The following is a 13,742-nucleotide window of genomic DNA, read 5'->3' on the forward strand; positions in this document are numbered from 1 at the left end:
GGCTCATGAAATCAATACGCCCGCAGGGCTGTTCGGGGGCGATACTCAGGCTCATCCGATATTCATGGTTCGCATGCCCGAAATCCCCGCCGGGACGATGCTGTCAGATGCCTTACGAACGCCCTCTTGGTGCTCAAACCCGCCGATTGAGCCAATCATCCGTGATCAAATCGACGCCCCTCGCGTTGTTCGACGGTAGACGGATCGTTGTTCGGATCCGCACAACCCCACCGACCGCTGCGATCACTCCAGCTTGTCCGCTCTCTTTGCCGATCAATTGTTCTCCTCGGCCAGGCTACGGGTTAAAATAGGACAGATCGATCCATTTTCTCTAGCTACGTATCTTTCATGAGTTCCGTCATCGCCCGGTTTTCCCAAGCCACTGTCGTGCTCGCGGCGGTCCTCGCGCCCGCTGGCCTGCAGGCCCAAGAACCGCTCACCCCGCGCGTCGTCGAACGGATGATTCAACCTCGGGATCCGGCGGTTGAGCAGACGATTCTCCGCGCCCAACGCAGTCCTACGGATTTGGGCAGGTCGATCTCCGCCCTGACCCGGATGGGACAGTTCGAGGGCGTCGAGCAGCTCCTCAGCTCGATCGCAGCTCGCAGGTTCAACGACCAACAGAAGATCCAAGTCGCCGAGCAGATCACGGGAGCGGAGCGTCTTCGGATTGCCACCAACGAGAATATTTCACCACCGTCCGTCGTGGCCCTCGACGGATTGTTTGAACTGCATCACAAAAACCTGGTGTCACCTGACCGGCTCGCCAAAGCCGTGCAGGCGATGACGCTGCAAGATGCCGACCAAACCCTACCGGCGATCCGCACACTCTTTTCGGGTGGCAACGCCTCCACGGCGGCACTCGTCCATGCCATCGTCACGACGAACGATGCGAGCAAACGGGACAAATGGCTGCGGGCGATGCTGCAGATCGATGAACCGTCCGGAGTGAACGCTCTCCGGCGCATTGCATTGTACGGAAACGAGGCTGCTCGCGCCGGCGCCCTGGCGGCGCTGATTCGATTGGCACCACGCGGATCGATCGAAAAGAGCCCGTCGATGACCGACGTGCTGACCGCCTTGTACCGTGGCACACCGGGCGATCCGACTTCCGATGATGCCGCGTCGCTCGCAGCGAACGTCTTTACAAACAGCAATCGCCCCCGCCCCTCCCGCGAAGCGGTGATCGAATTACTCCGCGCCCAACTCGCCCAGGACACGAGACTCGCTAATTTTGGTATGCGTGATTTTGGACGGAGCGAAGTATGGAGGATGAATCCCCAACTCGACGGCGTGCTGGCGCAACGCATCCCCGACTGGATGCTGAAATTTCGCAATGCAGCCGATGCGGCAGCCCGCTTGGTCGCCGTCGGTGACAATGACGTCCGCAGTGTCACCGCGCAGCTCAATGCGACGCTGGCCTACACCGTCGTCGCCGACCCCGACTGGGGCGACGCGGAACAGGTCGCCGCATTTCGCCGTGATCTGCTCGCGCCCGCTTTGGCGACCATGCAAGGTCTGTCGGAAGCCGACTTCGTTTTGGATGCCCTGAGTTCTGCGAGCGAGTCCGACAACGCCCCCGCCATGCTGGGATGGTTGCGAATGATCTCACCGCACGAAAACATCTCGACGATGTCCTGGTTGGTCGCCGACGGTGGCGACGTCTCACCCTTGGTGCTCGCCGTCGATGACGCCAGCGCCGCGGTCCGCTACGAGGCCGCCGCGGCAATCGCTCGCCTGGCTCCTTCTCAGCCCTACGCGGGCAGCAACCGCGTTCTCAGCCGCTGGGAACAGATGAGCGTTTTGCCCAGCCGGGCGACTGCCATCGTGCTGGAAAATCGCCCTGAGGTGGTCGCCGAACTGGAGATGCTGATCAATCAGGCCGGACTCGACGCGCAGTTCGTATCAAGCGTCGCGGGACTGCAGGTTGCCGCCGCACAGGGTGAAGACATGCGTTTGATTCTCAGTAAACGCCAGCCGACGGACGCGTCGGCCATCGAAATGATCGATGTCGTCCGCCGCATTCGTGTCGCACGCGACGTGCCCATCGTGATCTATTCTGATCCACCACCACGCGTCACCGAGGCATTCGAGCCCGAAGAAGATCTGTCCGGTCTGAACGAAGGCGAACTGCAAGCCCATGCCGATGCCGCAGCGATCAAGCCGGACCGGTTTGGCGTGATCGGCGGGATCGAGAACATTCCAGGCATCACGCATCGCGAATTGCTCTATGGCGACCTGGACGTCGACCACACCGGTCGCGAGCCGCTCGATTTGAGCTGGGTGGGCGAGCGACGCTGGGGGAACGAGTCACTCCGGGCCGGATTGATCAGCGAACTGGTTCGACCACGCTCCATCGCGGGCTTGTATGATATTTTGCGAGAGAGTCGTAGCCGTCAACACCTGCCCCCACTCAGCCCCATCGACCGCTCACGATACCGCGAAATCGCTGAACAGGCCCTCGCGTTATGAGCACGCCTGCCGCCAGAATCGTGGAGCGATGCGAGAATCCGCAACCTCGTAACGGGGGACCATCCTCCCGAGCGAGTCGTGCGAAGACGACGCAGTCCTCGATCCTTCGCCGGCGAGACCATGGTCACATCCTACGGATTGCCTGCCTGCTGTTCTTCAGTGCCTACTCCGCACCCGCCCACGCCGCCGAGCCGCTCGTCCGCGAGGGTGTGCACTTGCGATTGACCAGCGATGTCAACGACCCCGTATTGCTCGCCGACTTAGTTGACTCCTTTGATGCCGCCGTCCCCCAGTGGCTGGCGTTCTGGGGGCTGAGCGCCCATGCGGCCGACAACTGGAAGATCGACGGTTATCTGATGCGAGATGCCGACGCATTTCGTCGCAGTGGCGAGTTGCCGGATTCTCTGCCGCCATTCAAAAACGGCTTCGCCACCCCCGATGCGATCTGGGTTCACGATCAATCGACCGCCTATTACAACCGTCATCTCATCCTGCACGAAGGCGTCCACTCACTCGCCTTCACTCTGTTCAGCGGCAGTGGGCCGAGCTGGTACAGCGAAGGCACGGCCGAGTTACTCGCCACCCACCGCGATCGCACCCAGCACGATTTAGACTCCGGCGGGGAAAACGGTCTGCTCGCTCAGTCCACGCAGGAATTTCGCATCAACGAGCTACCGCAGACGGCTGATGAGTCACCCATCTGGGGCCGATACCGTGTCGTGGCCCAGCGCCGCGAAGCCGGTGAACTGCCGACCCTCGCCAGCGTTCTGAAACTACCGACGGATCTGAACGGTGACGTCGAAACCTACACATGGTGTTGGGCGGCGGCGATGATGCTGACGGCCTACGACGACACTCGGGACGCCTATCTCAACGCCGCCCGACAGGGACGCGATTCATCACCCGCGTTCACGACCCAATTTTTTCGTGAAATTAGCGGCCAATGGCCTGCTCTCCAGGCGCGGTGGCAGCTGTGGCTCAACGATCTGGAGTTCGGGTTCGAACGAGCTCGTTACCGCGTGAATCTGTCCACGGATGACCCTCGCTACGATGGGCAAAATCACACCCTCACTATCCCCGCCGAGCGGGGCTGGCAATCGGCCGGTTTCTGGTTCCCCGCAGGGACGCTGCAACTGCGTGCCAGCGGCCAGTGCGTCATCGTCGGCAAGGAAAATTTACAAGCCACCGCCGATGAGACCGTTGCACCTCGCGATTGGCTCAGCACCCCCGCCGGGATTACCGTGCATCGTCATCGTGGATATCCGATCGGACAATTGCAAGTCTGCGTGCTGCCAATCCCGTCCGGGAGGACCAAAGAGGTGGCCGACCTGGATATCCAAACCCCCTTCACAAGCCGTGTTGTCTCGACCGATGGCGACTCCAACGCCCCATTCGCGGCCACCCAGACGATCCAAATTGATCGTCCATCCTGGTTGTTATTCCGGATCCACGACGCTCCCGGGGAGACCGGTCGCTATCAGCGAGCCGACAATCGTGGTGGTTATCAGGTCGAATTCAGTCGCTGAGCACAGCGGTTTCAAAGTTTCTAAGGGATTTTTCCAAATAAACCGCTCCCTGGATCGTTAATAATAGGAGTACGGCACTGCCCTCTCTTCTTCTTCTCGCTCAGGAAAATCTCATGAACCGTCTCCTCGTCCTGCCAGCTCTGCTCAGCCTGGCCATCACGACCCATCTGTCCGGTACCGCGTCCGGCCAAGACGTCAAGATCACCATCCAAACAACTCCCACGGCCAGTGGCGATCCGTCGCCAGGCGAGAAAGCCCCGTTCACGGGTGATCGGCCGGCCGTCGATGTGGCAATTCTGCTCGACACATCCAACTCGATGGACGGGCTGATCAATCAAGCCAAAAATCAGCTGTGGAATATCGTGCAGCAATTCGCCAAAGCGAAGAAGGCTGGCAAGACACCGCAGTTACGGGTCTCGATTTTCGAATATGGCAACTCCAACCTGCCCGCTGCGGAAGACTACATTCGCCAAGTCGTCCCGCTCACCGATGATCTCGACAAGGTCTCCGAAGCTCTTTTTGCCCTGACGACATCGGGTGGCGACGAATACTGCGGCGCGGTGATCAACGAAGCGATCAAGCGGCTCGACTGGAGTGGTGAACCGAATGCCTATCAAGCCATCTTCATCGCAGGGAACGAACCCTTCGATCAAGGTCCTGTCGATTTCCATGCCGCCTGCAAGAAAGCGATCGGCGAAGGCGTCGTCGTCAACACCATCCACTGCGGAAATTACGACCAAGGCGTGCGGGGGCATTGGCAGGCGGGCGCCTCGCTCGCCGAAGGAAAATTCCTGAACATCAATCAAGACGAAAAAGTCGTCCATATCCGCGCCCCCCAAGACAAAATCATCATCGAGCTCAATGCCGCGCTCAATCAAACCTATCTGTGGTACGGGGGTGCCCAACAGCGACGGGCCTACGCGTCCAATCAAGCTCGCCAGGACACCAACGCCGGCAGCGGATTGAGCAGCCGAGCGGCAGTGAAATCCAGTTCCGTGTACCGCAACGTCGGCCGTGACTTGGTCGATACCTACGAAGACGACGCGGCCGCCATCGCCAAGCTGAAGACGGAAGAACTCCCTGCAGAACTACAGGATCTAACCCCCGAGCAGCGGCTCGACCGGATCAAAGCGATGTCCCAAAAACGAGCTGAAATCAAACAGAAACTGGCCGAGGCCAGCCGCGAGCGTCAAGCATACGTCCAAGCCGAGCGAGCCCAACAGCCTGCAACTCCAGGCGAAGCGACCCTCGGGGACGCCTTCTCCGAAGCCGTCGAAGTCCAATTGGAAGCGTCCGGTTTTGAAGTCGAGAAGTAGAGCACCTGCGCAGAAGTTTCCCTCTGGAATTAGCCGATGGGCTGCTAATTCTTTGCGGTTGTCGCACTTTGGGCTTGCGCAGTTTTTATCCCGCAGGGATGGTAGACAGTAGCCGGTGGTTTGAGCGCAGCGAACACCACCGGAAGGAAGGGAGAAGGGGAGGCGGGATCGATGGGTGGTGGGAAGCGGCCTTGAGATCGTCGCGGACTCAGAGCGAATCACTGTGGACCACGGACATCTGTCGAAGTTGCCGCGTGCCCACGTTTTCCAATCGCACCGTCACACGGATTGCCCGCGGTGTCTGCGTAAACGGAGCCGACGTCTCTCGCTCGCTCGCGTCATCGACGCCGAATTCGCCCGGGAACAATGCCGATGCGGTATCGATCCCGTTTGCCGCCAAGTCCGTGATGCCTGCATCGCCTGCGTTGTAAAGATTCCACTTGGTGCCCTGGAACAAGGTTCCGTTATAGCGTCGATCCTGATAAAACCCGTCCCGCTCATACGACGAGGTGTAGGTATCAAACGCGGGCTGGAATAACGTGATGCGATTATTGAGAATCACCGCTCGGCCCGATTTCAACAGCGAGTTGCTGTAGGTCCTCTCCGATGTGGCGGTGGGGAGTGTGGTGGCTCCCGATGCGAATTTCAATCCGGAGAATTGAGACTGAATGTTACTGAGGTTGCCATGCAGGGCAGCCGGAACCGAATGATTCCCCGCGCCAGGGAACGTCGACGTCGTCAGCGTTTCCCAGCCTCGAGTGGCACCGCCGGCGAGTACGGGGTACGCCAAATCAACGAATCCACCGCCCGGAACGGCAGTTGCGGTGTCGTTCAAAACATCGCGATATCCGGCATCGCTGGGGCCAACAACTAAACCGGTGGACGAAAGATAGAATGCAGCGGTCGGATCGAAGATCTGCACGTCGAGCGCACGCACGTTGCTGGCAACCACATCTTCGCCGCTACGATCACCCGACAGTACGAATTTACGATTGAGAAATCCGCTCATTCGCAAAGGGGTGACCACGGAAGCGGTAGCGGCAGTACCGACGTCACGTGGCGGCGGTCGATAGGTTGGAGGAGAGGAATTGTCCGTCAACAACAAACCATTGGATTCCAAATCTTCGAGCGCCAGTACCGGCATCGAGTAATCGGTTGATCCACCGCCGGCGTTCGCCCATCCACTCACAGTGGCCCACGGGACGCGAACGTGCGCGAACCGGTTGTGCGGTTTGGCAAGATCAGCGAGTGAATTCGCAACCACACTCGTCGAGGGTGAGCCATTGGCATTGAGCTGTCGGCGGACGGAAAGATCGGCAACCTGATGCACCCCGCCAACCTCGGTCATCCCCGTCAACCAGTTTGATCCCGCTGTCATTTGTAATAAGGTTCCACCGGTGCTCAGGTTCAAATCAGGTCGAATCAGCAACACGCGGCGGTACAGCATCAACCGGTCCGGCATGTGATCGCCGTCGACATCGATCGCCTCACCACTCGTCGCGTTGCGTTCCGGATTCACGAAGTACACGATTTCGGCGTATCGCGAGCGAATCACGACGGGTGTCTTGGCAGCGACTTCTGTTGTGGAACCAGTGGTGGGGTCGAGTGCGGCATTAAGCATGTACGCAGGCACTTGGCCGGTAAACCACGCTCCCGGAGGCGCGATGGCCGTGAAGGCGAGGTAGTCGTCGAGGTCACCAAATCGACTGTCTTGAGCAACCGTTGAACCTTCTTCGATCGTGGTGCTATAGCGTCCCATGATCGTCGATGTCGCGTCCGTCATCGGGCCTTCGTAGTATTCAAAATACCCGTTGGGCTCAGGATCATCGCCCGTCACGGGCTTGAGCGACACGGTACAGTTCCGCAGTTCATCATTGAGCCGCGTCGTGACATCGCGCAGTTCACTCGACAAGGAAACGTTCCCACGACTATCTCGTACCCGCTCGCCCACGAACGCAAACGCACGCGCCATCGCTGCCATCATGATCAGCGTGATCGCCATGGCAATGAGCATCTCGATCAGAGTGAAACCCTGATTGGTAGTCGTGCGGTCAGTGCGACGAAATGAGTTTAAGAAGTGCGACATAAAAATCAGTCGGTGTTGACGATTAAACAGTGAAATGTATCCCCCCTCTCCCTCCCGCTTCGTGGAGGCGAGGGTCGGGAGCGAGGGAGTTTCTGCGGTGAAAAATACCCAGGGCAACGCCCCGGAAAAAAAGATTAGTGTGCGATTAGCGAAGATTAGTGTTCAAAACACATGCGTTCTTTCGTGCAAGTCATCCAAGACAAATCGTTTCCATTCCAAGTCTCCCTTCCTGCCATAATTGATCAGGTAGCCCACACGCTTCTTGGCGATACGCATGTAGTTGAATAATTGGGCTTCATGATCTGAGATGAGTTCCTTCAAGGATTTCAGTTCTACAACGATCTCTCCGAAGACGAGTAGGTCAGGTCGATACTTGGCGGTCAGGAGAACTTTTTTGAAAAAGACATCCAGTTCAACCTGAGCGACGAAACTAATCCTGCGAAGTCCAAGTTCGATCTCCAAACTCTGTTGATATATTTCTTCAGCCATGCCATAGCCAAGTTCGTTATAAACTTCGAATGCGGCCCCCATTAAGTCGTAACCTTCCTGCTTGAACATGAATATTTCAGTGCGGTTCGAGAAAAAAGTTTTGGAACACTAATCTTCTCTAATCGCACACTAATCAAAGCCAAATGCTGAGTTCGGTTAGTGTGAGTCAGTGGAGGTGTTATCCTAATGTAGGAATAGGTAGATTTACTGTGTCAGCTTCAAGAGAAAAGATTAGTGTGCGATTAGCGAAGACTAGTGTTCTCACTGTCTCCAAATGGAATTAGGATTCTCCATCAAAATGGCTCACGGGTAGTACCTCTCGAACACGACGGTATCGCGAGCGTTCAGATCTTGGCCGGGTTTGAATCCGACTGGGATCGAGCGATCGATGATGAACATGGCCCGGTACCGCTGGGTCTGCCCCGTCGACTCGCCGTACTCGGCGCCAAGATTATTCGTGTTATTGGCATCGACCTCGAACATGCCCACCGTCATGCGGACCAAGAACGTCTGCGAGTTATCCGAAACCAAGTTCGGCATCCGCATCAAGGTTTGATATCGCATAAAAGCATTTCTGCCGCGATCTAATTGCGGCCCAACTGGCGCGGCACCGTCTTGCCTGACAAACGCTGGATACGACTCAGGCGTCACGTTTTCTTCTTTGGCAGGAAGCGTCATTGTCGCTGCTTGCCTGAACAACGTACCGTCGATTGGCTTTCGACGTAGTCGCGTCTGTGCTGCCGTATCCGCAGTGTCGTCGGGCGGTATACGAAGTACAGGGGCAAGTACTCCTCGTCGTGAATCCGTCAAGACTCCCGCGAACTGAGTGGGTAGCTCACTGTCTAGGTGTAATCGGTCGTAATTGTATGGCCCGTTTGCCGGACTTCCGCCCGCGTCCACCACCCCAAATGCTGGTGGTGCCGCGATCGTCGTGACGGGATATCCTCTGCGATTTTGTTTGAATTGATCGAACGCGAACTGGCCCGCACCACCCATTGTTGTGAGATGTCCCTGCATGAGTCCTTCCCAGACCATGGGTTCGCTAAGCGAATTTAAATTAACTCGTCCTTGCCGGCGATTGTCATAGGTCAGGTTAAAGGGCGCGGACATCACGTCCGACATTTGCGAGTTATTCGCTGCACTCGTGCGATTCGGATTGATCATCTCGACTTCACCGCGGTACGGCGGCAAAGTCTGAACGAAATCAAATATGCGGAATAGGTTGTTAGCTTTTGCGCTGTCTGGCGTAGCCGCGTGGAAAAAGTTGAACGCGTACCGATGTGGGGCATAGACCTCAGCGGGATTCGAGTCTCCGCCGCCGGCGGGTGCAGAAGGATAGATTGGAGGATTCGGCGCGTTGACAACTCCAAACTCCTCAAAGAGACGTCCGGCCGAACATGTCGGCACCATCATTAACTCATATGGCGTTGCGAACGGGCGATTGAGCCAGGAGTGAACTCCAAAAGCGGTTTGTGGGAGATTTCGGTCATTGCCTGTAATCGTCGTTCCGGTCGAACTTCCGATGCTCGCCGCAAAACCGACGAAACCACCATTGCATTGACCTCTTTGGGAAATATCTGCGGGCGGGCCTGGCACCGACGTCAGGTACGTATCGGTATTCAAGAATCCAAGTGATGACCGCAGAATAGTCTCATTATCCGGAGCAGCTGTTAAATGAAAGAAATCGAGGTTTGCGGCACTGGCATCATCGACTTGTTTGTCACCACCGCCAGTAAATTCGGAATCGTTCGTTGCGTAGGAGAACAACACGTTTGAGCCGTTACCATTGCGTTGCCGACTGCGGCCCGCGTAGTTGGGCGACATAGCGGGCGGGTTCATCGGATCGTCTAGCTCGCTAGGCGAACATTCTCCACTGAATACGGTAAGGTCAATTGAAAGCCAGTCAACCGTAATATAGGGATTGGTCACGGAGTTGAAAGCGAGTGTAGGGTCGGCAATTCGTTGCAGGAATGCTGAACAGTATGTTGGAATGGTCCCCAACTGAGTCTCACTGCCTTGAGTAGGCAGAATGCCGACAGTCACATCCAAGGGTTCGTCTACCGGCTGCGAGATCGTGGAGTTGCCAAGGTCGAAATAGGCGTCAGTTAGTGGGTAGTCACTACCCGCAAAGCCATCGTTGTTCAAGGGCGTGATCGCTTGGCCCGTTGTTCCGTTGTATTGCCACATGGGTACGGAACCATAATAGGCGTTGTGCAAGGGCTCAGAAACACTGAGTCCTACAACGCCTTGATCAAAGGTGTTGCTGTTCCAACCTGCCGGCAGAAAGCTACCTACCAAAAGCGTCGTAGGTGCTGTGTAATGCGACGCAGCACCGAATAGAGGCGACGTCCGAACTTCCGTGGGAGGATTGGTGGTTGCATCCGTATTTCGGAATTGGACGATCTGAGAACCCATTAACTCAAGACGTTGGCGACTCGGGTAGAGCGGCGTCCCACTACCATTGCTGCGTGAACCGAGATAAGTCGTCTCGCGAGGAGCCAAGACTAGGTACTGTCCGGGTGACAAAAGTCTGCGATCGCCTCCATTGGCGGTGTCAGATGCAAAGAAAACGCCATCGGATTTGGCGAACATGTCGGTGATACCATTTCCGGTGATAATAGCGTCAATGTCAGTGCTATCCGCGTAATCCGTGGACGTAAGCGTCGCGGCAGCATCAATCGGTCCCGGTTGGTTACGCGCTGCACCGAACCAGATGAAACGCTCATATTGCAGTTTTGGATCCGTGAATTCTCCAAGCTCGTCTGGATTGGCGGGGTCAAATGATGCCGTATCTGGATAATCCGTGCGGAGCTGGTCGGGATCCGCAGACGGTTTGTTCGCATGCGGTTCACTAATGGCGATTCGCCAGATCGGCGCTCCACTCACGCCGCCAACTCCTGGGGCAGTCGCAGCCAAGTCAAGATAACCCTGGGTGTTGTACAATTCTTGAGGCAAAGCTGATTTCGTCGCCTGGTCCGTAGTCGAAATCGTTGGGTGCGGCGCATAGAGTTCCAAGAACAATGAACCCTGGGGAACTCGGACTGAGTCCGTATGTGGATCAGGATTCATTGGGTCCGTTTTATTCTTTCCCGACGAGTCCTTGTCTGTATCGCGTACACGTACGTCGTGAAGTGCGAGTGATTCGCTAAACATCAGCTCTGGCGACTCGCAACCCCAGACGTATCCGCGTACAGTGGCACCCTCGTTTGTACCTATATTGCCGTCGACGCTCCAGCCATTGGCGTCTAACGGAGAGATATCGTATTCAAATGCGGTCATGATCGAGTCTGGATCTCGGTAGTCCACGACATTGACCGCCCACTGAGCGATCCGTCTCGCTTTGTATTGAAGTTCCGTCGTCGCATCAAATGGAGTTGCTCCGCTTGCTGGAAATGCGACCGTGTTGGTGTCGCTCGTCAGGGCCATCATGAGCACATAGAGATGCCGAGCGAGTAATTGCCTAGGATTTACCGCCGACGTATCACCGAAGTTGTACGTCGGCGATGTGCCTTGGAACTCGGAAGGAATCGAACCCGCACCTCCAGTGGGAACTTTGAATGCGTCTACATTATTTGACTGAACGATCTCTTGTGCAACTTCTTGAGGTTCATCGATAATCCCATCTCCATCATCGTCAACGCGGTTACCAATCGGCCGGTTTACATCGATCTTTCGACCGAGGCGAATTTCCGGAGCAATCAATTTCTCGATCTCCACAGCAACCGTTGTGCCCAATAGCGATGCAAGAGAGGCGTACGCGGTTCGCTCGTTAGTTCCGAAAACTGCCGGGGGCGGAGTGTCGTCGGAGACACTTAGGGTGGTGATCGATCTCGCGATCTCCGGATTACTTCCAAGAAGAGTAGCTAGAGGTGCGTGCAGACGCTGCGGCAGCATCTCAATGTCAAACTCGTTTGAACGTAGAATTGCTTCCAAGTCATCGCCCTTAAACATGCGATCACCGGAGAGTACGCCGGTTGGATCACTTTCATAAGGGTCATTGAGGGCTTCATCCATCGATTCGTCATAGTTGGCTGTTGACGTGTTATCGGTGGCAACATTGGTTCCGGAAATCGCTGCAACGAGATGCCCAGACAATCCAATCCCAACACCACCTCGTCCATAAGGATCGACGGAATATCCAAATCCACCGTTGACCGTATGGGTGCGGGGCCGATACCCAGTTCGTAGAACATCGAGAGCATCCGCAAGATCCGAGCCTGGCGTAGGATTCGTGCTTGCAGCCGGAGTAGCAGTTGACCTCTGACGTGTTTTGACCAAGTTCGCGAGGTCTGCGAACGGCAAGGCGATCTCGGCGGGGCCGTAACCTAATCCGCGAAAAACGCTAGCCGCTGTTGGAGGCGTGTAGGCTCCAGCCCAATATGCTTGATCTGTGCTTAAATTGACAGTTGTTGGGCTCGTGAGGTGCGATGAATTGTGATGCGCGTTCACATTCAGCCGCGCACTCATGTCCTCGATCATCAGAGCAACGAGCGGTCTAAGCAGCTTCCCGTCGGGCGAGGTAATCAGAGGCAGTCCCATGTCCACCCAAATGCTGTCTGGCGTGCCGTCTAAGTCGTTATCAACATCCCACGGCCCTGTTGTCAGGCTAATGGCAAGTTGGTTAATGCGTGCCTCCGTCCCTGTTCCTCCCATTAATAGCGGTGTTCGCAATGCGAAATTTGTATTGCCGCCGTTGAACTGCTCGTTGATGGCAGCGCTTCCCGCGCCAAACTGATTTGCAGCAATTGGAATGGGACGCATCGTTCCACGCGCGAGACTGGTCATCAAATCTCGGTAGTCTACCGGCGTTCGACTGCTGGAGTCCCACGTGTCGTATTGGTTCAGGATATAGTTAACGACAGATGGGCGATGGAATGACGGGATGACAGCGTCATTGTCATTATGCCGGTAGCTGAGAAACCAGTTGTTGAAATCCGCAGCATCGTAGCCTTCGTCAAAATCGCTTTCTGCGTTCGAGCTGACGATGGTGCTCTTATCAACATTGCCTCCGAAATGGTTTGGCTGCAGTGCCGCAGGCAGAGGGAATCCTATGCTGCCAGACGTTCCAGCAAAGGGATAGGGCTGCGTGACCGCATTCTGATTAATATTGGTGCTATCGTAGCCGAAACCAGGTGAGTTTCGGGGAATGCCGTTGAGCCAGAGTGTTGTACCGGAAAGGATACTTGTCACATCGAGGTCTGAGCGCGGCTCGATGATTATCTGGTGATCGTCCGGCGTTCCAGGATCCATTGAAATGGAATGGAGAATACGGTAGCTCTGATTCTCCGCCACACCGTCCGTGAATGTCAGGACACGCCCCGCAAACGCATCATCCCAGCGACTAGCCGTTGTCGCAGTCACTTGAAACTGGGCAAAACCCGTTGTGCCGATGTACGAACCGCTCCCCACGGTCGTCAACTGCATGCCATCGGTGCGTCCGTAGTAATCGCTCAGCAAATCCTCCCCGTAAAATGGATTTTTGCCATCGCTCGTGCCACGGATCAGCGTCATCAGCGCATCATCGATGATGCCGTTGACGTCGGGGCGGTGGATGTTCCTCGCTGAAATCGCGAACGACGCCTGACGGGATTGGTTGCTGAAGACCAAATAGGCCGCTAACAGCACGCTGAAAAAGGTCAGCGAACTGAGCACGACTAACAAGATGATGCCAGCGGGTGGTTGCTTGCGGTTCATCGGACTTGCTTTTAACACGGAGAAGATAAGAGGGGGAGAAGAAGGAGAGGGGGTGGGAGACAAGGAGTGGTGGGAGGCAAGGAGAGGGGGGACAAGGAGTGGGGGGACAAGGAGTGGGGGGACAAGGAGTGGGGGGACAAGGAGTGGGGGGAGAGAAGG

General features: G+C 56.4%; 6 protein-coding genes. 3 read left to right on the plus strand and 3 right to left on the minus strand.

The window, feature by feature from the left end; genetic code table 11:
• Positions 1-348 precede the first annotated feature (348 nt).
• From SH410x_RS23940 to SH410x_RS23950, 3 genes are all read left to right on the plus strand, one after another.
• A complete protein-coding gene (locus tag SH410x_RS23940) occupies positions 349-2,472 on the plus strand; it encodes a hypothetical protein (RefSeq protein WP_473671436.1) in 2,124 nt (707 codons plus the stop codon).
• Positions 2,469-3,998, plus strand: coding sequence for a hypothetical protein (locus SH410x_RS23945; protein WP_473671438.1), 1,530 nt, complete (start codon positions 2,469-2,471; stop codon positions 3,996-3,998). Before SH410x_RS23940 ends, SH410x_RS23945 begins: the two co-directional genes overlap by 4 nt.
• 113 nt (positions 3,999-4,111) lie before the next feature.
• On the plus strand, positions 4,112-5,314 hold the full coding sequence (locus SH410x_RS23950) for a vWA domain-containing protein (RefSeq protein ID WP_473671440.1): 1,203 nt from the start codon (positions 4,112-4,114) through the stop codon (positions 5,312-5,314).
• Positions 5,315-5,522: 208 nt separating this feature from the next.
• Here the strand turns inward: SH410x_RS23950 and SH410x_RS23955 are convergent, their stop codons facing one another.
• The 3 genes from SH410x_RS23955 to SH410x_RS23965 form a co-directional block, all read right to left on the minus strand.
• Positions 5,523-7,400 (minus strand): prepilin-type N-terminal cleavage/methylation domain-containing protein, encoded by a 1,878-nt coding sequence (locus tag SH410x_RS23955; protein WP_473671442.1) that lies wholly within the window; start codon positions 7,398-7,400, stop codon positions 5,523-5,525.
• Positions 7,401-7,562: 162 nt separating this feature from the next.
• Positions 7,563-7,958, minus strand: a complete 396-nt coding sequence (locus SH410x_RS23960; protein WP_473671443.1) for a GxxExxY protein — start codon at positions 7,956-7,958, stop codon at positions 7,563-7,565.
• 234 nt (positions 7,959-8,192) lie between these two features.
• Positions 8,193-13,583, minus strand: coding sequence for a hypothetical protein (locus tag SH410x_RS23965; RefSeq protein ID WP_473671445.1), 5,391 nt, complete (start codon positions 13,581-13,583; stop codon positions 8,193-8,195).
• Between the last annotated feature and the right edge of the window lie 159 nt (positions 13,584-13,742).

It is taken from the genome of Rhodopirellula sp. SH410 (assembly GCF_055811895.1).

Bases quoted from the DNA above. Each gene is read 5' to 3' on its own strand.
- SH410x_RS23955 (WP_473671442.1), bottom strand. From the start codon at position 7,400: ATGTCGCACTTCTTAAACTCATTTCGTCGCACTGACCGCACGACTACC.
- SH410x_RS23945 (WP_473671438.1), top strand. From the start codon at position 2,469: ATGAGCACGCCTGCCGCCAGAATCGTGGAGCGATGCGAGAATCCGCAA.
- SH410x_RS23940 (WP_473671436.1), top strand. From the start codon at position 349: ATGAGTTCCGTCATCGCCCGGTTTTCCCAAGCCACTGTCGTGCTCGCG.
- SH410x_RS23950 (WP_473671440.1), top strand. From the start codon at position 4,112: ATGAACCGTCTCCTCGTCCTGCCAGCTCTGCTCAGCCTGGCCATCACG.
- SH410x_RS23965 (WP_473671445.1), bottom strand. From the start codon at position 13,583: ATGAACCGCAAGCAACCACCCGCTGGCATCATCTTGTTAGTCGTGCTC.
- SH410x_RS23960 (WP_473671443.1), bottom strand. From the start codon at position 7,958: ATGTTCAAGCAGGAAGGTTACGACTTAATGGGGGCCGCATTCGAAGTT.